Below are 21,953 nucleotides of genomic sequence, written 5' to 3'. Positions count from 1 at the left end.
TTTACGGTCGTATTCAATGGTTATGTAAGAACAATAAAAGGTGCAGCCATGCCCGCAATCCGAATTGGCATCAACCCGGGGAGATCGATGATGAATCGCTGATCCGCCAGGTGCAGGGCACGTTTGTCGAACTGATCGAAGCCTGGCGCAAGGCGCGTGGCTAAGCATTCACACCGAACGTGTGGGAGCTGGCTTGCCAGCGATGACGGCGGCACATTCAGCATCGAAGGTGACTGACGAAACGCCATCGCTGGCAAGCCAGCTCCCACAGGGTTTACGGTCGTATTCAATGGTTATGTAAGAACAATAAAAGGTGCAGCCATGCCCGCAATCCGAATTGGCATCAACCCGATTTCCTGGAGCAACGACGATCTGCCGTCCCTCGGTGGCGAGACGCCGTTGAGCACGGCCCTGAGTGAGGGCAAGGAAATCGGTTACGCAGGTTTTGAGCTCAACGGTAAATTTCCCAAGGATGCCAAAGGCGTCGGTGACGTGCTGCGGCCTTACGATCTGGCGCTGGTGTCGGGCTGGTATTCGAGCCGACTGGCAACACGTTCGGTGGCCGAGGAAATCGACGCCATCGCCAGCCATGTCGAGCTGCTGGCGCAGAACGGTGCCACCGTTCTGGTGTACGGCGAGGTCGCCGATTCGATTCAGGGTCAACGTATTCCGTTGGTCGAGCGGCCACGTTTTCATAGCGAACAGGCGTGGCAGGCCTACGCCGACAAACTCACTGAACTGGCGCGCTTCACCCTGTCCCGAGGCGTGCGTCTGGCGTATCACCACCACATGGGCGCCTACGTCGAGTCGCCGTCAGACATCGATAAACTCATGGCCCTGACCGGCAGCGAAGTCGGCTTGCTGTTCGATTCCGGCCATTGCTACATGGGCGGTGGCGAGCCGCTGCAAGTCCTGAAAAAACACCTCGAACGCATCTGCCACGTGCATTTCAAGGACGTGCGCAAACCGGTGGTGCAACTGGCGCGCAATAATCTGTGGAGCTTCCCGGATTGCATCATCAACGGCACGTTCACCGTGCCCGGCGATGGCGACATTGATTTTGCCGCGCTCCTGGACGTACTGGTGGCCGCCGATTACCACGGCTGGCTGGTGGTAGAGGCCGAGCAGGACCCGGCAGTGGCGCCCAGTTACCTCTACGCAAAAAAGGGCTACGACACCTTGCGCGCCCTGCTCAACGAAAGGGGTTTGTGATGAGCCTTCTAGTCAAGAGCCAGGCCCATGGCCGCACCATGGTCGAGCTGGAACAGGGACGTCTTCAGTACGTCGGGTTCGCCGCCTATCGACTGAGCCTCGGCGAAAGCCTGCCCGTGACAGCCGGCGATCAGGAGTTGTGCCTGGTGCTGCTCAGCGGCCGGGTCAGCATCAGTGGCGAGGCGCCGGGGCTGGGCGCATTCGAGTGGGACAATCTAGGCGACCGGCAATCGGTGTTCGAAGACAAATCACCGTTCGCTGCGTACCTGCCGCCCGGCAGTCAGGCGCGGGTGACTGCGTTGAGTGACGCACAAATCGCCGTCTGCGCCGCGCCCGGGTCGCTCAGCGCCAACCTCGGGCCACGGCTGATCCGCCCGGAGTCGATGAAACGCAGCGTCCGTGGCAAAGGCGCCAACACCCGTTACGTCTGCGACATTCTGCCGGACAGCGAACCGGCGCATTCGCTGCTGGTTGTGGAAGTGCGCACGCCGTCAGGGCATTCGTCGAGCTACCCGCCGCACAAGCACGACACCGATGACCTGCCGCACCAGAGCTTTCTCGAGGAAACCTATTACCACCAGATCAACCCGCCGCAGGGTTTCGTGTTCCAGCGCGTGTACACCGATGACCGCAGCATCGATCAGGCCATGGCCGTGGAAAACAGCGATCTGGTGGTGGTGCCCAAGGGTTATCACCCGGTCAGCGTGCCGTTCGGCTACGAGTCTTATTACCTGAATGTCATGGCCGGGCCGAAACGTGTCTGGCAGTTCCATAACGACCCGCAGCACAGCTGGCTGCTGGATCTCTGACTTCCTACGTTTGAACGGAGCGCGACAACAATGAGCAATGCCCCGGTAATCGGCCACTACATCGATGGTCAGGTGCAGGACAGCGGCGAGCGGTTCAGCAAGGTGTTCAACCCGGCCACCGGCGCGGTGCAGGCGCAAGTGGTGCTGGCCAGCGTCAAAACTGTGGAAGAGGCTGTCGCGTCCGCGCTGAAGGCCTTCCCGGCGTGGTCCGAGCAATCGTCCCTGCGTCGTTCGCGGGTGATGTTCAAGTTCAAGGAGTTGCTCGACCGGCATCACAACGAACTGGCTGAAATCATCACCCGCGAGCACGGCAAAGTGCTGTCCGATGCCAAGGGCGAGGTCACTCGCGGCATCGAAATCGTCGAGTACGCCTGTGGCGCGCCGAATCTGCTCAAGACCGACTTCAGCGACAACATCGGCGGTGGCATCGACAACTGGAATCTGCGCCAGCCGCTGGGTGTTTGCGCGGGTGTTACGCCGTTCAACTTCCCGGTGATGGTGCCGCTGTGGATGATCCCGCTGGCGCTGGTCACCGGTAACTGTTTCATCCTCAAGCCTTCGGAGCGTGATCCGTCGGCGAGTTTGCTGATGGCGCGTCTGCTCACTGAGGCCGGCCTGCCGGACGGCGTGTTCAACGTGGTGCAGGGCGATAAGACGGCCGTGGATGCGCTGTTGCAGCACCCGGGCATCGAGGCGATTTCCTTTGTCGGCTCGACGCCGATTGCCGAGTACATCCATCAGCAAGCCACTGCACGCGGCAAGCGTGTACAGGCGCTGGGCGGGGCGAAGAATCACATGATCGTCATGCCTGATGCCGATCTCGATCAGGCCGCCGATGCCTTGATCGGCGCGGCTTACGGCTCGGCCGGCGAGCGTTGCATGGCGATTTCGATTGCTGTCGCGGTGGGCGATGTCGGTGATCGTTTGATCGCCAAACTGCTGCCGCGTATCGATCAGCTCAAGGTCGGTAACGGTATGCAGGGCGACAGCGAAATGGGCCCGTTGGTGACGGCTGAGCACAAGGCCAAGGTTGAGGGCTTTATCAGCGAAGGTGTGGCCCAGGGCGCGCAGTTGTTGGTGGATGGCCGGGGTTTCACAGTGCCGGGGGCCGAGGGTGGTTTCTTCGTGGGTGCGACCCTGTTTGATCAGGTCAGCAGCGAAATGAGCATCTATCAGCAAGAGATTTTCGGCCCGGTGCTGGGCATCGTCCGCGTGCCGGACTTCGCCAGTGCCGTGGCATTGATCAACGCCCATGAGTTCGGCAACGGCGTTTCCTGCTTTACCAGCGATGGCGGCATCGCCCGCGCATTTGCCCGCACCATCAAGGTCGGCATGGTCGGTATCAACGTGCCGATTCCGGTGCCGATGGCCTGGCACTCGTTCGGAGGCTGGAAGCGCTCGTTGTTCGGCGATCACCACGCTTACGGTGAAGAGGGCGTGCGTTTCTACAGCCGCTACAAAAGCGTGATGCAACGCTGGCCCGACAGCATCGCCAAAGGCCCCGAATTCAGCATGCCGACTGCCAAATAAATCGTCTGCGCGGAGAACAACAAGAATGACTCAGCCCCTGCGTTTTGCCCTTAACCGGATGGTCGCGCCACGGCTTTCCCTGCCTGCGTTCATTGATCTGGCGGTGAGCCTCAAGGCCGATGCCATCGAGATCCGCAATGACCTCAAAGGCGTGGAAATCGAGGACGGCACGGCCGCGCAAACCGTTCGCCAATTGTGTGCGGCGAAAGGCATCAGCGTGCTGTCGATCAACGCGCTGTATCCGTTCGATGTGTGGAATGACGAGCGTCGAGCCCAAGCCACAAAACTCGCCGTGTATGCCCGGGAGTGTGGGGCGCAGGGTTTGGTCATGTGCCCGCTGAACGATAGCGGCGACATGCGCACTCAAGCGCAACGCGCCGTTGGCCTGCGCACGGCGTTGAGCGAACTCGCGCCGATCCTGCGTGAGCACGGCATTCTCGGCTTCATCGAGCCGCTGGGGTTTGAGGAGTGTTCGCTGCGGCGCAAGCGTACGGCGGTGGATGCGATCCAGGCGGTTGGTGGGCTGGATGTGTTTCGGCTGGTGCATGACACCTTTCACCATCACCTCGCCAGTGAGCACGAGTTTTTCCCCGAGCTGACCGGGTTGGTACATATCTCCGGCGTCGAGGATGCCGAGGCGCCGCTGGCGAGCATTCGTGATGGCCATCGGGTGTTGGTGGGCGAGGGCGACATTCTCGGTAACGCGGCGCAGATCGACACGCTGTTGAGCACCGGTTACACCGGCTTTCTATCGTTCGAACCGTTCGCTGACAGCGTTCACGGTTTGCCGGATATCGAACAAGCCATCAACGCCAGCATGGCCCACCTACAAAAATCCCTGACCTGATACGGCTCTTGCAGGGGAATGGGATTTACCTTTGGAAAAGGTGCAAGCATGACCACAACAAGACTGACCATGGCCCAGGCCCTGGTGAAATTTCTCGATAACCAGTACATCGAAGTCGATGGCGTGCAGAGCAAGTTCGTCGCCGGGATCTTCACGATTTTCGGTCACGGTAATGTGCTCGGCCTCGGTCAGGCGCTGGAGCAGGACAGCGGCGACCTGATCGTCCATCAGGGCCGTAACGAGCAGGGCATGGCCCACGCCGCCATCGGTTTCGCCAAACAGCATCTGCGCCGCAAGATCTACGCCTGTACCTCGTCGGTGGGCCCGGGCGCAGCGAACATGATTACCGCTGCGGCCACCGCCACCGCCAATCGCATCCCGTTGCTGTTGTTGCCCGGCGACGTCTACGCCAGTCGCCAGCCGGACCCGGTGCTGCAACAGATCGAGCAGTTCCATGATTTGAGCATCAGCACCAACGATGCCTTCAAAGCCGTGAGCAAATACTGGGACCGGATCAACCGCCCCGAGCAGTTGATGACCGCCGCGATCCACGCCATGCGCGTACTGACCGATCCCGCCGAAACCGGTGCGGTGACTCTGGCGCTGCCGCAGGACGTGCAGGCCGAGGCTTACGATTACCCGGATTACTTCCTGCAAAAACGCGTGCACCGGATCGAACGGCGACCGGCCACCGAAGCCATGCTCGGCGATGCGTTGGCGCTGATCAAAGGCAAGCGCAAGCCGTTGCTGATCTGTGGCGGCGGCGTGAAGTATTCCGGGGCCAACGCCGCGTTGCAGGCGTTCGCCGAGCGCTTCGGCATTCCGTTCGCCGAAACCCAGGCGGGCAAAAGCGCGGTGCTTTCCAGCCATCCGCTGAACCTCGGCGGCATCGGCGAAACCGGCTGTCTGGCAGCGAACCTGCTGGCACCCGAGGCGGATCTGATCATTGGTGTCGGCACCCGCTACAGCGATTTCACTACCGCGTCGAAATCCTTGTTCAAACACCCGGATGTGCAGTTTCTCAACCTCAACATCAGCCCGTGCGATGCGCTGAAACTCGACGGCGTGCAACTGCTGGCCGACGCGAAAAGCGCTTTGCAGGCCTTGAGCGAAATTCTCGGTGACTACCGCGCCGAGTGGGGCGATCAGCCGCGTGAGGCCAAGGCACAGCTTCACGCCGAGGTTGAGCGGATTTATCAGGCCGAATACCAGACTGAGGATTTCGTCCCGGAAATCAACGACCACATGGACCCCGCCGTACTGCGCGAATTCATCGAGCTGACCGGCTCGTGCCTGACCCAGAGCCGCGTGCTGGGTGTACTCAACGAAACCCTGGCCGATGACGCGGTGATCGTCGCCGCCGCCGGCAGCCTGCCCGGTGACTTGCAGCGCAGTTGGCGCAGCAAGGGGGTCAACACTTACCACGTCGAGTACGGCTATTCGTGCATGGGTTATGAGGTCAACGCGGCGCTGGGCGTGAAGCTCGCCGAGCCGGACCGCGAGGTCTATGCGCTGGTCGGCGACGGCTCTTACATGATGCTGCACTCGGAGCTGGCGACCTCGATTCAGGAGCGCCGCAAGATCAACGTGGTGCTGCTGGACAACATGACGTTCGGCTGCATCAACAACCTGCAGATGGAACACGGCATGGACAGCTTCGGCACCGAATTCCGTTTCCGCAACCCCGAGACCGGCAAGCTCGACGGCGGCTTTGTCCCGGTGGATTTCGCCATGAGCGCGGCGGCCTACGGCTGCAAGACCTACAAGGTGAACACGGTTGAAGCGTTGCAGGCAGCGCTGGCCGATGCGCGTTTGCAGACGGTATCGACGCTGATCGATATCAAGGTTCTGCCCAAGACGATGATCCACAAATACCTGTCGTGGTGGCGGGTCGGGGTGGCGCAGGTGTCCACCAGTGCGCGCACCGATGCGGTGGCGAAAACCCTAAATGAACGGTTGGCCAAGGCCCGCCAGTACTGATTGTCCTGAACCCGAAATGGAGAATGTTCATGTCTTTGAAGCTTGGCGTTATCGGTACCGGGGCCATCGGCCAGGATCACATCCGTCGTTGCAGCCAGACTTTGCTTAATAGCCAGGTCGTCGCTGTCACCGACATCAACTTGCAGCAAGCGGCCAGGGTTGTTGCCGATCTGAAGCTGACTGCCGAGGTTTACCCGGACGGTCACGCGTTGATCAAGGCGCCAGAAGTCGAGGCCATCCTCGTCACCTCCTGGGGTCCGAGCCACGAAGAGTTTGTGCTGGCAGCGATTGCCGCCGGCAAACCGGTGTTCTGCGAGAAACCGCTGGCGGTGACTGCCGACGGTTGCCGCAAGATCGTCGAAGCAGAAGTCGCCCACGGCAAGCGTCTGGTGCAGGTGGGTTTCATGCGTCCTTACGATGAAGGTTATCGCGCGCTCAAAGCGGTGATCGACAGCGGTCAGATCGGTGAGCCGTTGATGCTGCACTGCGCGCATCGCAACCCGAGTGTGGGCGAAAACTACAAGACCGACATGGCAATCACCGACACGCTGATCCATGAGCTGGATGTGCTGCGCTGGTTGCTTGATGACGATTACGTGTCGGTACAAGTGGTGTTCCCGCGCAAGTCGAGCAAGGCGTTGGCGCATTTGAAAGATCCGCAGATCGTCCTGCTGGAAACCGCCAAGGGCACGCGCATCGATGTCGAGGTTTTCGTCAATTGCCAGTACGGCTACGACATTCAGTGCGAAGTGGTGGGGGAGACCGGCATCGCCAGACTGCCGGAGCCGCAACAGGTGCAAATGCGCAGCGGCGCCAAGCTGTCGAACGCGATTCTGATGGACTGGAAGGACCGCTTCATCGGCGCCTATGACGTCGAGTTGCAGGCGTTCATCGATGGCGTGCGCGCCGGTCAGGTGGGGGGACCCTCGGCATGGGACGGCTTCGCCGCCGCCGTCGCGGCAGATGCATGCATCGAAGCTCAGAACAGTGGCCAGATAGTAAAAGTCAGCCTCCCTGACCGGCCACGCTTTTACGGTTGATTTTGAGATCACCCCCTCACCTCAACCCTCTCCCCGAGGAGAGGGGGCTGATCTCCTTGTCTTTGAGATATTCATTCAACCTGGACTTTCAGGTCGCTGCTCCTCCGGAGAAACACCCGGTCGGCTTCCTCTCACTCCGGGAGGCTGGGATGAGGGGGGCGCCAAGTACAATCAGGAGAAAAAGATGCGCATCGCACTGGATCCCTACATGTACCGCCATCTGCCCTTGGGCAAGATGGTCGACAAGGTCGCCGAGCTCGGTTACGAACACATCGAACTCTCGCCTCGCGAAGACTTTCTGCCGTTCTACAAAGCCCCGCGCGTCGATAAGGCGCGGATCAGGGAGTTTCGCAAAGCCTTGAGCGACACCGGGGTCAAACTCTCTTCCTTATTACCGATGTACCACTGGGCCGCCGCCGATGAAGGCTTGCGTGTTGCCGCCGTGCGCAACTGGAAGCGGGCGATCCAGATTGCCGTGGAAATGGACTGCGAGCTGGTCAACACCGAATTTACCGGGCAGTCGGACAACCCGCTGGTGTGTGAGAACCAGTTCATGCGCTCGATGGACGAGTTGATCCCCGAGTTCGAGCGCGAAGGCATCCAGCTTGATATTCAGGCCCACCCGTATGACTTCTGCGAGCGCAATAACGAGTCAGTGGACATCATTCGCGGACTCGATCGCGACTGGATCAACTACCTCTACGCCGCACCGCACACGTTTTTCTACGACGACGGCGTCGGCGATATTGCCTCGATGCTCAAGTATGCCGGCTCGAAACTCAGCCACCTGATCATCGCCGACACCTACAACCACAAGGCCTCGTCGGGGTTGCGCTACATCGTCAACCCGCCGGGTGTTACCGCGACCGTGCATCAGCATCTGGACATCGGGCAGGGCGAGGTCGACTGGCAAGCGTTTTTCAGCACCTTGCGCGAGATCAAGTTCGACGGCATTGCCACGGTCTCGGTGTTCGCCTGGGAAGACCGACCGGATGAATCCAACCGGATGATGCTCGAACGGGTGAAAAGCGAACTCTGCCGCTGACTCAGTGCGCAATACCCGTGGGAGCGAGCTTGCTCGCGAAGGCGGCAGTACAGTCAGCATCGATGTCGCCTGAAACATCGCTATCGCGAGCAGGCTCGCTCCCACAAAGGCCGCGGTGACACAGTGAGCGGCTCACAGAACAATAAGAAGGAGTCGAATCATGCGTATCGGACTTGTCGGTTACGGCCACGGCGGCCGGTTTTTTCATGCGCCGCTGCTCAGCAGTCTGCCCGGTGCCACATTCGCTGGCGTGGTGACTCGCTCCCCGGAGCGCCGACAATTGCTGGCCGCTGAACACCCCGGCGTAGCCGCGTTCGACAGCATCGGCCAACTGGTCGAGGCCGGCGTCGATGTGTTGGTGATTTCCACGCCACTGAAGGGCCGTCCGGCGCTGGTGCTCGATGGCCTCGAACACGGGGTGATGGTTGTCAGTGACAAGCCGTTCGCCGCCGATGCGCAACAGGCGCAAACCCTGATCACCATGGCCGAGCGCCAGGGTGTGCGGCTCAGCGTTTATCAGAATCGCCGCTGGGATTCGGACTTCCTGACCGTGCGTAAACTCATCGAGTCAGGCGCTCTGGGGCAGGTCACGCGCTTCGAATCGCGGGTTGAGCGCTACTCGCCGCAGTCAGTGAACAACAGCAGCGGCGGTGGTTTTCTGCGCGATCTGGGCAGCCATCTGGTGGATCAGGCGTTGTTGCTGTTCGGCCCGGTCAGGCAGGTGTATGCCGAGCTTGATTACCAGGACCAAGACCAGGCCTGCGATAACGGTTTTTTTGTCTCCCTGACCCACGTCAACGGGGTGGTCTCCCACCTCGGCGGCAGTTGCCTGCAAAGTTCGCCCGGCCCGCGCTTTCGCGTCACGGGAACGCTGGGTTGTTACAGCGTTGATGGCCTCGACGGACAAGAGGCTCAAGCGCTGGCCGGGCTCTCGCCAAAATCTGCCGGTGAACGCTGGGGTGTCGAAGAGCATCGGCGCTGGGGCTGGTTTGAACACGCTGGCGAACGCGAGCGCGTGCCGTCGGAGCGGGGTTGCTGGCAGCAGTTCTATCTACAGCTACAAACCGCGTTACAGACTGGCGGCCCATTGCCGGTCGAGCCCCGTGATGCACTGGCGAGCACTCGTGTTCTGGATGCTGCGCGGCAAAGTTTCGAGCAACGTCAGGTGGTCGAACTGAGCCCGTTTGCGGGCCATGGAATGGATTTGGAATAAAATTCTAAAATGAGTTGATATAGAAAATAAATTCCAATAGAGTCAATTTTGCCTACAGAAATCGTCACGACTGATCCATAAAACCAACAAGAATGTGGAGAAAGACAGTTCATGAAGACCCATCTGCGTTTTGCCTCGCTGGCCCTGTCCTTGATGTTTGTCAGCGGCGCTGCCCTTGCCGATATGAAGATCGGCGTCAGCATGTCCCAGTTCGATGACACCTGGCTGACTTACCTGCGCGAATCCATGGACAAGAAAGCCAAGTCCTACCCCGATGGTGTGCAGCTGCAATTCGAAGACGCCCGCAGCGACGTGGTCAAGCAGTTGAGCCAGGTTGAAAGCTTCATCAGCCAGAAGGTCGACGCCATCGTGGTCAATCCGGTGGATACCGCCGCCACCCGAAAAATCACCGAAGCCGCGGTAAAAGCCGGAATCCCGCTGGTCTACGTCAACCGTCGCCCTGATGATCTCAAGCTGCCAAAAGGTGTGGTCACGGTCGCGTCCAACGACCTGGAGGCCGGCGAAATGCAGATGCAGTACCTGGCCGAAAAACTCGGCGGCAAAGGCGAAATCGTGATTCTGCTCGGTGACCTCGCCAACAACTCCACCACCAATCGCACCAAGGGCGTCAAAGAGGTGCTGGCCAAGTACCCGAACATCAAGATCGAACAGGAACAGACCGGCATCTGGCTGCGGGATAAAGGCATGACCCTGGTCAATGACTGGCTGACCCAGGGCCGCAAGTTCGACGCGGTGGTTTCCAACAATGACGAAATGGCGATTGGTGCCGCCATGGCGCTGCAACAGGCCGGTGTCGAGAAGGGCAGTGTGTTGATTGCGGGTGTCGACGGCACGCCGGACGGCTTGAACGCGATCAAGAAAGGCAACATGGCGGTGTCAGTGTTTCAAGACGCCAAAGGTCAGGCAGACGGCTCGATTGACACTGCAGTGAAGATGGCCAAAAACGAGACGGTGGAGCAGAACGTCTGGGTACCCTATCGCCTGATCACGCCGGAAAACGTCGACACTTTCAAATAGTGCCTCGGTTCAATAACAACAATAATCCTGCAGGGTTGCTGCTGCGACCTTGCTGACGGAGTACCTGAACATGTTCGCTTCAGCGACCGCTTCGAGCACCTCGTTGGTGGATATCCAGCCAACTGCAACACCTGTCGATGAGCCGTACCTGCTGGAGATCACCAACATCAGCAAGGGTTTTCCCGGTGTGGTGGCTTTGTCCGATGTGCAACTGCGAGTACGTCCGGGGTCCGTACTGGCCCTGATGGGCGAGAACGGCGCGGGTAAATCGACGCTGATGAAAATCATCGCCGGCATCTACCAGCCCGATGCTGGCGAGTTGCGCTTGCGCGGCAAACCGGTGGTCTTCGAAACACCGTTGGCGGCACTTCAGGCGGGGATCGCGATGATCCACCAGGAACTCAACCTGATGCCGCACATGAGCATCGCCGAAAACATCTGGATCGGCCGCGAGCAGCTCAACGGCCTGCACATGATCGACCACCGCGCCATGCACCGCTGCACCGCGCAACTGCTGGAGCGCTTGCGCATCAACCTCGATCCCGAGGAGCAGGTCGGCAACCTGAGCATCGCCGAACGGCAAATGGTCGAGATAGCCAAAGCGGTGTCCTACGACTCCGACATTCTGATCATGGACGAGCCGACCTCGGCCATCACCGAAAAGGAAGTCGCGCACCTGTTTTCGATCATTGCCGACCTCAAGCGCCAGGGCAAAGGCATCATCTACATCACGCACAAAATGAACGAAGTGTTTGCCATTGCCGATGAAGTGGCAGTGTTTCGCGACGGCGCCTACATCGGCCTGCAACGGGCCGACAGCATGGACGGTGATAGCCTGATTTCGATGATGGTCGGGCGCGAACTGAGCCAGTTGTTCCCGGTGCGCGAAAAGCCGATCGGCGACCTGCTGATGTCGGTCCGCGATCTAAAACTCGACGGCGTATTCCAGGGCGTCTCGTTCGACCTGCATGCCGGGGAGATTCTCGGCATCGCCGGGCTGATGGGCTCGGGCCGCACCAACGTTGCCGAAACCATTTTCGGCATAACGCCCAGCGACAGCGGCGAGATCCGTCTGGATGGCGAGGTGGTGCGCATTACCGATCCGCACATGGCCATCGACAAGGGGTTCGCGCTGTTGACCGAGGATCGCAAGCTCAGCGGTCTGTTCCCGTGCCTGTCGGTGCTGGAAAACATGGAAATGGCGGTGCTGCCGCATTACGCCGGCCACGGCTTTATCCAGCAAAAGGCCTTGCGTGCTCTGTGTGAAGACATGTGCAAGAAGCTACGGGTGAAAACCCCGTCGCTGGAGCAGTGCATCGACACCTTGTCTGGCGGCAACCAGCAGAAAGCCTTGCTCGCCCGCTGGCTGATGACCAATCCACGGATCTTGATTCTCGACGAGCCGACTCGCGGCATCGATGTCGGCGCCAAGGCCGAGATCTATCGGCTGATCTCCTTGCTAGCCAGCGAAGGCATGGCGGTGATCATGATTTCCTCGGAACTGCCGGAAGTGCTGGGCATGAGCGACCGGGTGATGGTCATGCACGAGGGCGATCTGATGGGCACCCTCGGCCGGGACGAAGCCACCCAGGAACGCGTCATGCAACTGGCCTCGGGCATGGCCCAGGTCCATTGACAGCTTACGGTCTCTGTGGCGAGGGAGCTTGCTCCCGCTGGGCAGCGAAGCGGTCCTCCAGCATGGGCTTGCTGCGCAATCGCGGGAGCAAGCTCCCTCGCCACACGAAAGCAGCTTGCATCCAAAGGTATGTATTCGATACCGGGTTTTATTTGAAGGGTGAGTGGTTATGAACGCGATACTGGAAAACAAGCCTGCAACGGCACCGACCAAGAGCCGTCGGCGCTTTCCAACCGAACTGAGCATTTTTCTGGTGCTGATCGGTATCGGTCTGGTCTTCGAAGTGTTTGGCTGGATCGTTCGCGACCAGAGCTTCCTGATGAACTCCCAGCGTCTGGTGCTGATGATCCTGCAAGTGTCGATCATTGGCCTGCTGGCCATCGGCGTGACTCAAGTGATCATCACCACGGGGATCGACTTGTCATCCGGGTCGGTGCTGGCGCTGTCAGCCATGATTGCGGCGAGTCTGGCGCAGACGTCGGATTTCGCCCGCGCAGTGTTTCCGTCGCTGACTGACTTGCCGGTGTGGATTCCGGTGATAGCCGGGCTCGGGGTCGGGCTGCTGGCTGGGGCGATCAACGGCAGCATCATCGCCATCACCGGCATTCCACCGTTCATCGCCACGCTCGGCATGATGGTTTCGGCGCGCGGTCTGGCGCGTTACTACACCGAAGGCCAACCGGTCAGCATGCTCTCGGACTCCTACACCGCGATCGGTCATGGGGCGATGCCGGTGATCATCTTCCTGGTGGTGGCGGTGATCTTTCACATCGCGTTGCGCTACACCAAGTACGGCAAGTACACCTACGCCATCGGCGGCAACATGCAGGCGGCGCGGACCTCGGGGATCAACGTCAAACGCCATTTGGTGATCGTCTACAGCATCGCCGGTCTGCTGGCGGGGCTGGCTGGCGTAGTCGCGTCAGCCCGGGCGGCGACGGGGCAGGCCGGGATGGGCATGTCCTACGAGCTCGACGCGATTGCTGCTGCGGTGATCGGCGGTACCAGTCTGGCCGGCGGCGTCGGGCGCATTACCGGGACGGTAATCGGCGCGCTGATTCTCGGGGTGATGGCCAGCGGGTTCACCTTCGTCGGCGTCGATGCCTATATTCAGGACATCATCAAAGGCTTGATCATTGTGGTGGCGGTGGTCATCGACCAGTACCGTAACAAGCGCAAACTCAAGCGCTGAGCGCCGAATAATCGCGAAAATGCGCCACACCCGATCGGTGTGGCGTAGCCGTTTGTCTTCTATATACAGCCGCTCGACTGAATTTCTTGCTATAAACGCACTCCGATAACCGCCGTGAAGCCTGTATCAGAGCAGTTTCCGGGCTTTGTCGGACAAATTTGCTGGATTTCCAGTTGCTGAGGCCTCAAGTCGGCCTTAGACTGCCGCCCCTCGTAAATTGAGTGCCGGGTGGCGTTTGCCATAAACGATGCCTTTCCGTCGACCGGACACGGTTCGCCGGAACGCTCCCTAATTCGCCTTAATGCACGTTTTTTTATAGAGATATCAATGACAAAGGACAAGTTGCTGGCCATGCCGGCAGATGACTACATGAATTCCGAGCAACACGCTTTCTTCAGCGAGCTGTTGCAGAACATGAAAGTCGAAACCCATGAGCGCATTGAGCAAAACCGTATCGCCATCGAAAGCCTGGACACCCCGGCTGACCCGGCGGACGCGGCTTCGGTTGAAGAAGAGCGCACTTGGCTGGTCAACGCGATCGATCGCGACCAGCGCATGCTGCCGCAACTGGAACAAGCCCTCGAGCGCATCAAGGAAGACAGCTTTGGCTGGTGCGACGACAGCGGCGAGCCTATTGGCTTGAAACGTCTGCTGATCAGCCCGACCACCAAGTACTGCATCGAAGCTCAAGAGCGTCACGAGCAAATCGACAAGCACCAGCGTCAGGCCTGATTCCTGAGGCGACCCATGAAAGTGGGTCACCCCGAAAAGATCGCAGCCTTCGGCAGCTCCTAAACAGAGCTGGCGGGGCTGCGATCTTTGTTTTTGCTTGTCTGCGATATTCCCCGCCGTTCCATTGACCTGCCACAGGCCCCACGACTAACGGACCATAGATAATGGCGTTGTAGTGGCGTTTAATGCAGCCACAACAATGAGAACAAGCGTGGGGTGTTGATATGACGAGAGATGGATCTCTGGTTGGGGCGCTGCCTGCACCAGTGCTTTTGCCGAAAAACCGCTGGATCGCACCGACCCTGCAAAGCATCGCCCTGATGCTGTTGTTGGCCGGCATGACGCTGGGTGAGTGGTCGCTTTACGTTGGCATGCCGTTGGCGGTGCTGATTGTCTGGCTGCCGCGACTGCGCTCCCGGACCCTCCCCGATGTACAGCCTGCCGACAATGGCAGCGCCATTTCCGAACTGACCCGAGACCTTTCTTACACCACCAGCCATAACGCCTTGTCGGCGGCCGGGGTGGCGTTTTCGGTCAAGGAGCTGGCGAGCAAACTTGAATCGCAACTCGATGCTGCGGCGCGAATCGTCAGCAATGCCGAAGTGATGATCGCCACGGAACAGGCGACTTCGCAGCTCAGCCGCGAAGCACTTGAGGCTGCCAGCGAGGCACATCACAGCAGTGCGGCGGGACGTACCGAACTGGGTGACTCAATTACGCGTATGCATCAGCTCAGTCAGCGCGCCAATGCCAGCCGTGAATTGATCGAGGCCTTGAGCCTGCGCAGCGACGACATTCAGCGGGTGACGCTGGTGATTCAGTCGATTGCCAGCCAGACCAATCTGTTGGCGTTGAACGCAGCGATCGAAGCGGCGCGGGCCGGTGAGCATGGGCGGGGCTTTGCGGTGGTGGCGGATGAGGTGCGCGGGTTGGCGGCACGCACGGCGTCGGCAACCGGCGAAGTCGGCGAGATGGTCGCCGACATCCAGCAACGCACGGCGCAGGTGGTGGAGCAGATCCGTGAGCTGTCCAGCGATCTGCAAACGGGCGTCGAACAGGTCGAGCACACCGGTCAGCATCTGGAGAACATCGCGCGTCTGGCCGCCGGGGTGGAAAGTCAGGTCGGCGAGATCGCCCGTGGCGCGGAGACCAATCGCGAGCAACTCGACAGCCTGTTTAAAGCCATTGAGCAGATGCGCAGCGATTTGGCGATCAGCGATCAACAGACCCGTCGACTCGCCGAAGCGGCGGTGCAGATGGAAGGGCAGGCGGAAACCATCAGCGAACGTCTGGCTGAAGTCGGTCTGGATGACTATCACCAGCGCATTTATGACCTGGCGCGAGAAGGCGCGAGCCAGATCGCGGCGCGGTTTGAGGCGGATGTCGAGCAAGGGCGGATCAGCCTCGAGGATCTGTTCGATCGTCAGTATCAGGCGATCCCGAAAACGCAGCCGGCGAAGTATCAGACACGGTTCGACCGATACACCGATCAGGTTCTGCCGGCGATTCAAGAACCGTTGCTGCCGCGCCACGAGGGGCTGGTGTTTGCCATTGCCTGCACGCAGCAGGGTTATGTGCCGACGCACAATCAGGCGTTCAGCCAGCCGTTGACCGGTGATGCCCAGGTCGATGCGGTCAACAATCGCACCAAGCGCAAGTTTGCCGACCGCACCGGGATTCGCTGTGGCAGCCATCAACAACCAGTGCTGTTGCAGACCTATACGCGTGATACCGGCGAGCTGATGCATGACTTGTCGGTGCCGATCATGATCAAGGGCCGACATTGGGGTGGATTGCGTCTGGGCTATAAACCGGAAGGTCCGCGCTGAGCGATTGTTACGGTTGATGCAATGAATCTGTGCAGGGCCGTTGCTGTTTCCTCCTTGGGGAAATCATTAACATGCCGACTTAGTTAGGTGGCTAATGATTTTGGAGGTCAGCATGCAATGCAGAGTTGATGTCGCCGTGATGATCGGCAGTGGCGTGCCCGCCGGTTTGCGCGCAATGGGGCAAAGCGTCTGCTGGGTGGTGTTGCTCAATGGTGAGCGGCGCGGCACCGCGTTTGCCAGTCGCGATGAGGCCGAGGAGTGCAGGGCTGCGTGGCTCGCGCAGTTGCAGGCTGAGCCTGGGGACAGCCTGCACTGATCAGGGTTACTTGCCGTCGTGTATGCGTACGTTCAGTTCATCGAAGACTATTGCCCTGTCGTCGTCCTTGCCAATCCACTCTTCAAGCGTTTGCTTTTGCGATTCTGACCAGAAGGGGGCATCGACCAGTTTGGTGTCGGCATCCAGTGGATGGGCTTCAATGAAGTCGTCGATATCTGCGCTTTCTGAAGGCAAACCCAACTGATCGAACAGTGTTTTCAAGTTGTAAGCTTCCAGATCCATCATGTGCTCCTTTCTGAAATGCGCCGGTATGGCGCAGTCAATCACTCTTTATCTGAGGCAGCTGCTGGCCAGGAGTTCGATTTGCATTTCGAGTGAGCGAGCCAGCGCACACGCCTCGTTGTGATCTTCGCGGAAACCTCTTACGCGTCCGGTCGATTTTTCCTTTATGTGGTAAAAGGCATTGCCCGCCGGCACCACTTGAAAGCGTGGGGCCTGAGCGTTTTCGCCGGGGTGCTGCAGATCGTTCATATCGGTCACATGCAGGATCAGAGGCGATTTGAGTCGGGCGTCAGCGGACATGGCGAAGTGAGTCAGGGTGCACATGTGAAGTCCTTTTCATCAGTTGGCCGATAATTACAGGCCGTTTCGGGTAGTCGTGAAGAGCATCGCTGCTCTAGAATCGCCAGTACCTGTTGACGACAGGGCTTATCTAAAGCAATTTTTCGCGAGCGATATGTCGGAAAAGTGCTTTTTTTCGTGCGAATTTTCCCTAAAGTTCGTAGTCAGCTTTCTCTGTCAGCCGTTAAGGATTTTTCCTTCGAGCTTTGGCGACATCGGGTGGCGTTTCGCGAGTGACAATCCCGTAGTCTTGCAAACCTCGCGTTGAACGAGTTCGCTGCTCGGTTCGGGTTTTTATTTGAGTATTTCGCAGTTCCATCGGCCTGGCCGTTTTTTTGCCGTGCGCGTTTTCCGTGTGCGGTTTTTTCAGATCTGGGGATGTTTCTTTGGCAGTCAGTAATCTCGATATGCATGCTTTGTTCGTGTTGGGTGATTTGCGTGCAAAGCTGGTCAAGTTGTTCCAATCGCGTTTTGTTTACATCACCGAGCAAAACGCCGAAGGCATCTATGTCGCTGAAATCGACACCGAAAATGCTTTGGTGGTGGATGACAAGCCGGGGCTCAAGCTCAAGGTCGGCGATCATTTCAGCGCCTCGGTCTTGCCCAGCCGCGAAGGCGGCAAGATGGACATCCGTTTTCGCGAAATCAAACTGACGGTCTATGGAATTGGCGATTACGCCTTCGTCGAGACCGCTGATGGCCATGCGATCCTGTTCAAGGAAGGTCATAGCGTGGTGACCGTGTTTGCCGCCCATCAGCAATTGCAGGAAGGCCTGACCAAAACTCTGAAAGCAGTCACCGCCAAAGCCGCGAAGTGGCGCAAGGGCGAGCTGGTGACGTTCAAGGCCAGTGAGTGATCGGTGGTTTGAGCCGCGCCGATTTCCATTCGCAGAACCTCGACAGCGCGCGTGAGGACGCCAGGCGGTTGTTCGCGGCGAAGGCCGAATTGCGAGGCGCGTGGCTGGGTTGGGTGGCGTCGCAGATCTACGCGCTGCGTCCAGCGGAATACGCCAGCATGGTCAGACGCGAGTTGCAGAGCTTGCAGGAAAATTCTGATTCGTAACCTCGTCCGGGCCCAGGCCCTGAAAAAGCAGGAACCTCGTCTACAGTCAGTTGACTGAGTATTCAGAGGCTTGCGGTCTTCTCTCAGGCCATCCTGCCATTGCTGTGAACAGCACGAGGTGCAATGCATGAACGGATTTCGACGGTTACTGGCCGCCAGCGTGGCCACATTCGCTTTGCTGGGTTCGGCGCAATCGGCCGTGGCGGCACAAGCGCCGATCCATTTTGCCGACCTGAACTGGGAAAGCGGCAGCCTGATCACCGATGTCCTGCGGATCATTGTCGAGAAGGGCTACGGATTGCCCACCGACACCTTGCCCGGCACCACCATCACCCTAGAGACCGCGCTGGCCAACAATGACATTCAGGTCATCGGCGAAGAGTGGGCGGGGCGCAGTCCGGTGTGGGTCAAGGCCGAGGCCGAGGGCAAGGTTGTCAGCCTGGGCGATACGGTCAAAGGCGCCACCGAAGGCTGGTGGGTGCCGGAATACGTGATCAAGGGCGACCCGGCCAAAGGCATCAAGCCGCTGGCGCCGGACTTGCGCAGTGTCACTGACCTGAAAAAATACAAGGACGTGTTCAAGGACCCGGAAAGCCCGAGCAAGGGACGTTTCCTCAACAGTCCGATTGGCTGGACGTCGGAAGTGGTCAACAAACAGAAGCTGACGGCTTACGGGTTGCAGGACGACTTCACCAATTTCCGCAGTGGCTCGGGTGCGGCGCTGGACGCCGAGATCAGTTCTTCGATTCGTCGGGGTAAACCGGTGCTGTTTTACTACTGGTCGCCGACGCCGCTGCTGGGCAAGTTCAAACTGGTGCAGCTGGAAGAACCACCATTTGATGCCGAGGCGTGGAAGACCCTGACCGACGCCGATAATCCCAATCCGAAACCGACGCGCTCGTTGGCGTCGAAGCTGTCGATTGGCGTGTCTACGCCGTTTCAGAAGCAGTATCCGCAGATTGCCGAGTTCTTCAGCAAGGTCGATTTCCCGATCGAACCGCTGAACAAGGCATTGGCGGAGATGAGCGAGAAACACACGGCACCGCGGCAAGCGGCGGAGGCGTTCATGAAGGCGCATCCGGAAGTGTGGCAGGCGTGGTTGCCGAAGGATGTGGCGGACAAGGTTTCAGTTGAGCTGAAATAGAGGTCGTTGCGGCTGGACTCATCGCGGGCAAGCCCGCTCCCACAGGTTTTATTGTCGGGCACAAAGTGCATGTACGACACTAAACACTGTGGGAGCGGGCTTGCCCGCGATGCTTTTAGAACCGGGTTTGTACCGCCAGTTCGAAGGTACGCGGTGTGCCCAGGTAATACGCCGGCGACACATGCGCGAATTCGGCATACACCTCATTGGTCAAATTGCGCACGCGGCCGGTGACGGTGGTGTGCGAATCAACCTTGTAGCTGAGGAAGCTGCCAAACAACGTGTAAGACGGCACGGTCATGGTGTTGGCGCTGTCGGCGTACACCGAGGCCACGTAACGCGCATCGACCCCGCCTTGCCACTGCGGCGAAAAATCATAGGTCAGCCACAGATTGCCGACCCGATCCGGAACGTTGGTCGGCGTGTTGCCCTTGCGCGACACCACCACGCCAGCGGCATTCTTTTCAGTGAAGTCATCGTACTGCGCGTCGACCCAGGCGAAGTTGCCCTCGGCGAGCAGTTTGTCGGTGATCCGCAACGAACTGGCAATCTCGATGCCTTTTGACGTCTGCTGGCCGACCGGAATGCTGCTGGTCGGGTCCAGCGGATCGGTAACGGCGAAGTCCTTTCGTTCGATGGTGTAGGCCGCCACCGTGGCCGAGCCGCGTCCGTTCAGATAGTCGAACTTGCTGCCAATTTCCCATTGTTTGCCGGTCGAGACGTCGAAGTCCTGCGTGCCGTTAGGTTGCTCCGCCGCAGTGCTGTACTGCACGTAGACATTGGCCGACGGGATGAACTGATAGGTCAAACCGGCACGACCGGTCAGCGGTTCCCAGCTACGTTTGAGATGCTTGGGATTGGTCGCGGTGACGGTGCGGTGGTTGGTCACGTCGAGGTCGATATCGTCATAACGCAGGCCGGTGAGCAGCGACAGTTTGTCGGTCAGCGCCAGGCGGTTTTCCACAAACAGTGCTTTGGTGGTGACCTCGTTGGTCTTGTCGCTGATCAGCTTGGGATTGGTGCCGGGAATGTCGTAGAAATGCCCGGGCCGATAGCTGTTCGGGTCCACCGTGCTCGCGCCTTTGATGTTGAGCGGCGAGTTGGTGGTCTGATTGACCTTGTACTCGAAGCCACCGGACCACGTCGTGTCCAGACCGAACAGCGTGTTGTCGTGACGCAACTCGAACTGGTTGCCGTTCTGTTCGCCTTGATGCCGCACCTGATAGGCCGTCGAGCGGTTCACCGCGGAATTGTCGGCGTTGTACTGGTAGGTTTCGAGGTTGCGGTAATCGCGCTGGCTGTCGAGGTGATACAGCGTGTTGCGCAGTGTGGTGCTGTCGTTGATCCGGTAGTCGATGATCGAGCGTACCCAGATCGTCCGCTGCTCGTAGCGACCGTCTTCGACGTTGTAGTTGTTGAAGCGATTGTGTTTATCGATCTTCAACTCGCCGGCCTTGGGGTTGAGCACGGGGGTGCCCCAGTACGGACTGTCTTCGTGTTCATCCTGATATTCCAGAGCCAGGGTGTGCGACAGGTTTGGCGTGAGGTCGCTGAGCAACGAGAACGCCACGCTCCAGGCATCGCGCTCCTGGCGGTCGATGTAGCCGTTGCTGGTGTTGTGACTGACGTCCAGTCGCGCGTAGTGCTGCACGTCGCTACCCGGGTCGGTCAACGCATGGTTGAGACCGAACGCGGTTTCGGTGGTGTCGTAGCTGCCGTAGCTGACCCGGCCTTCAACAGCTTGTTCATCGCGGCTCGCCAGTTTGGTCACGTAGTTCAACGAGCCGCCCACTGAACCTGCGCCGTTGATCAATGACGACGGGCCGCCGACCAGTTCGACCCGATCGTAAATCCACGCGTCCACCGGCCGTGCGAGGCCGCCGGATACGTTAATGCCGTTGAACATCTGGGTGATCTGGCTGCTGGTGAAACCGCGATAGGAGACGAAGCCGCCAAAGCCCGGCGGTGCGCTGGCGTTGACTCCGGGCAGGGTGTTGGCGGCGTCCTGGAAGTTCTGCGCGCCGTGGCGTTCGATGTCGTTGCGGTTGGCGATGGCGACCGTGGCGGGCGTGTCGCGCACGCTCAAGCCGAGGCGCGAGGCCATGCCGCTGGATTGGTCGAGGCTCAGGCCCGGCTCCGTGCCGGATTCGCCATCGATGGTGATGGGCGCCAGATCTACGGTGGATTGCGCCCAGACGTTAACGGAAAGGCAGCCGCACAGGCTCGCCAGCAGAGTGAGTTGTTTCATTGTTGAATCCTGAATGCTTGTCTAGGAATCAGCGCACAGGCAAACGCCGCGCATTGGCGCAGTGAGCTGAAAAATCAAAAAGGCAAAGACACTCAGGCGAGCGGCGGGGCGCGAGGGTTGGCAGAGGGCCAGGTGAAGCGAGCAGGGAGGTCGGCACTGAAGATAGGGGCCAGTGGCGGGCTGTGTTGCTCCGGCAGGATCGCCAGGGTCAGGCTGGAGTTGAACGCCGGGCCCATGCCGCCAGTCGAGCACAATGGGCAGCCAAATGCTTTGGACAGCGTCGGCAGTTTTTCTTCGGTGGGATTGCTGGTGAGCGGCGCTTGAGTCGCCGGATCGACCGTACAGAACTGACCACCGATACCGTTGAGCTGCATCCCGACCATTTGTCCGTGACCGATGCTGCAGGCGAACACGTTGAACAGGACGCAGCAGTAAAGCATCCAGGCCAGCAGTGAACGATCGGTACGGGAGAATTTCATGGGGCGGCACTTTACCGT

At 59.5% G+C, this 21,953-nt stretch carries 21 protein-coding genes; 17 read left to right on the top strand and 4 right to left on the bottom strand.

Going from position 1 to position 21,953, the window contains the following annotated elements; genetic code table 11:
- Window positions 1-321: 321 nt before the first annotated feature.
- From iolE to AC3WMT_RS07855, 14 genes are all read left to right on the top strand, one after another.
- A complete protein-coding gene (gene iolE, locus AC3WMT_RS07920) occupies window positions 322-1,212 on the top strand; it encodes a myo-inosose-2 dehydratase (protein ID WP_103303404.1) in 891 nt (296 codons plus the stop codon).
- Window positions 1,212-2,021: a 5-deoxy-glucuronate isomerase gene (gene iolB, locus AC3WMT_RS07915; RefSeq protein ID WP_103303405.1), complete on the top strand. Its 810-nt coding sequence runs from the start codon at window positions 1,212-1,214 to the stop codon at window positions 2,019-2,021. Before iolE ends, iolB begins: the two co-directional genes overlap by 1 nt.
- Before the next feature lie 30 nt (window positions 2,022-2,051).
- Window positions 2,052-3,551: a CoA-acylating methylmalonate-semialdehyde dehydrogenase gene (locus AC3WMT_RS07910; protein ID WP_103303406.1), complete on the top strand. Its 1,500-nt coding sequence runs from the start codon at window positions 2,052-2,054 to the stop codon at window positions 3,549-3,551.
- A gap of 25 nt (window positions 3,552-3,576) precedes the next feature.
- Window positions 3,577-4,398 carry a TIM barrel protein gene (locus AC3WMT_RS07905; RefSeq protein ID WP_103303407.1) on the top strand — a complete coding sequence of 274 codons (822 nt, stop codon included), beginning with the start codon at window positions 3,577-3,579 and terminating at the stop codon, window positions 4,396-4,398.
- Between the two features lie 48 nt (window positions 4,399-4,446).
- A complete protein-coding gene (gene iolD, locus AC3WMT_RS07900) occupies window positions 4,447-6,378 on the top strand; it encodes a 3D-(3,5/4)-trihydroxycyclohexane-1,2-dione acylhydrolase (decyclizing) (RefSeq protein WP_103303408.1) in 1,932 nt (643 codons plus the stop codon).
- A 29-nt stretch (window positions 6,379-6,407) separates the two neighbouring features.
- A complete protein-coding gene (gene iolG / locus AC3WMT_RS07895) occupies window positions 6,408-7,418 on the top strand; it encodes a bifunctional inositol 2-dehydrogenase/D-chiro-inositol 1-dehydrogenase (protein ID WP_103303409.1) in 1,011 nt (336 codons plus the stop codon).
- 184 nt (window positions 7,419-7,602) lie between these two features.
- Window positions 7,603-8,463, top strand: coding sequence for a sugar phosphate isomerase/epimerase family protein (locus AC3WMT_RS07890; protein WP_103303410.1), 861 nt, complete (start codon window positions 7,603-7,605; stop codon window positions 8,461-8,463).
- 160 nt (window positions 8,464-8,623) lie between these two features.
- Window positions 8,624-9,676: a Gfo/Idh/MocA family protein gene (locus AC3WMT_RS07885; protein ID WP_103303411.1), complete on the top strand. Its 1,053-nt coding sequence runs from the start codon at window positions 8,624-8,626 to the stop codon at window positions 9,674-9,676.
- Between the two features lie 111 nt (window positions 9,677-9,787).
- Window positions 9,788-10,714, top strand: a complete 927-nt coding sequence (locus AC3WMT_RS07880; RefSeq protein ID WP_103303412.1) for a sugar ABC transporter substrate-binding protein — start codon at window positions 9,788-9,790, stop codon at window positions 10,712-10,714.
- Window positions 10,715-10,784: 70 nt separating this feature from the next.
- Window positions 10,785-12,350 (top strand): sugar ABC transporter ATP-binding protein, encoded by a 1,566-nt coding sequence (locus tag AC3WMT_RS07875; protein ID WP_103303413.1) that lies wholly within the window; start codon window positions 10,785-10,787, stop codon window positions 12,348-12,350.
- A gap of 169 nt (window positions 12,351-12,519) precedes the next feature.
- On the top strand, window positions 12,520-13,542 hold the full coding sequence (locus AC3WMT_RS07870) for an ABC transporter permease (protein WP_103303414.1): 1,023 nt from the start codon (window positions 12,520-12,522) through the stop codon (window positions 13,540-13,542).
- A gap of 327 nt (window positions 13,543-13,869) precedes the next feature.
- Window positions 13,870-14,274, top strand: a complete 405-nt coding sequence (locus AC3WMT_RS07865) for a TraR/DksA family transcriptional regulator (RefSeq protein ID WP_103303415.1) — start codon at window positions 13,870-13,872, stop codon at window positions 14,272-14,274.
- Window positions 14,275-14,498: 224 nt separating this feature from the next.
- Window positions 14,499-16,103 carry a methyl-accepting chemotaxis protein gene (locus AC3WMT_RS07860; RefSeq protein WP_103303416.1) on the top strand — a complete coding sequence of 535 codons (1,605 nt, stop codon included), beginning with the start codon at window positions 14,499-14,501 and terminating at the stop codon, window positions 16,101-16,103.
- Between the two features lie 112 nt (window positions 16,104-16,215).
- Window positions 16,216-16,419, top strand: a complete 204-nt coding sequence (locus AC3WMT_RS07855; RefSeq protein WP_103303573.1) for a hypothetical protein — start codon at window positions 16,216-16,218, stop codon at window positions 16,417-16,419.
- Window positions 16,420-16,425: 6 nt separating this feature from the next.
- Here the strand turns inward: AC3WMT_RS07855 and AC3WMT_RS07850 are convergent, their stop codons facing one another.
- A complete protein-coding gene (locus tag AC3WMT_RS07850) occupies window positions 16,426-16,662 on the bottom strand; it encodes a DUF2789 family protein (protein WP_103303417.1) in 237 nt (78 codons plus the stop codon).
- Between the two features lie 48 nt (window positions 16,663-16,710).
- Window positions 16,711-16,986 (bottom strand): hypothetical protein, encoded by a 276-nt coding sequence (locus AC3WMT_RS07845; RefSeq protein WP_103303418.1) that lies wholly within the window; start codon window positions 16,984-16,986, stop codon window positions 16,711-16,713.
- A gap of 422 nt (window positions 16,987-17,408) precedes the next feature.
- Between AC3WMT_RS07845 and AC3WMT_RS07840 the strand changes: the two genes are divergently transcribed.
- The 3 genes from AC3WMT_RS07840 (at window position 17,409) to AC3WMT_RS07830 (ending at window position 19,208) form a co-directional block, all read left to right on the top strand.
- Window positions 17,409-17,858: a hypothetical protein gene (locus AC3WMT_RS07840; protein ID WP_177431379.1), complete on the top strand. Its 450-nt coding sequence runs from the start codon at window positions 17,409-17,411 to the stop codon at window positions 17,856-17,858.
- An 8-nt stretch (window positions 17,859-17,866) separates the two neighbouring features.
- Window positions 17,867-18,064, top strand: a complete 198-nt coding sequence (locus AC3WMT_RS07835; RefSeq protein ID WP_103303574.1) for a hypothetical protein — start codon at window positions 17,867-17,869, stop codon at window positions 18,062-18,064.
- A 127-nt stretch (window positions 18,065-18,191) separates the two neighbouring features.
- On the top strand, window positions 18,192-19,208 hold the full coding sequence (locus AC3WMT_RS07830) for an ABC transporter substrate-binding protein (protein ID WP_103303420.1): 1,017 nt from the start codon (window positions 18,192-18,194) through the stop codon (window positions 19,206-19,208).
- A gap of 115 nt (window positions 19,209-19,323) precedes the next feature.
- Here the strand turns inward: AC3WMT_RS07830 and AC3WMT_RS07825 are convergent, their stop codons facing one another.
- Window positions 19,324-21,456 carry a TonB-dependent receptor gene (locus tag AC3WMT_RS07825; RefSeq protein ID WP_103303421.1) on the bottom strand — a complete coding sequence of 711 codons (2,133 nt, stop codon included), beginning with the start codon at window positions 21,454-21,456 and terminating at the stop codon, window positions 19,324-19,326.
- 92 nt (window positions 21,457-21,548) lie between these two features.
- Complete coding sequence (locus tag AC3WMT_RS07820) at window positions 21,549-21,935, bottom strand: DUF2946 domain-containing protein (RefSeq protein ID WP_103303422.1); 387 nt, start codon at window positions 21,933-21,935, stop codon at window positions 21,549-21,551.
- Window positions 21,936-21,953: the final 18 nt, after the last annotated feature.

The sequence above is a fragment of the Pseudomonas sp. FW305-7 genome (assembly GCF_058786735.1).
The sequence above is the reverse complement of the archived record's forward strand: the minus strand, read 5'-3'. Positions and strand labels throughout refer to the sequence as shown.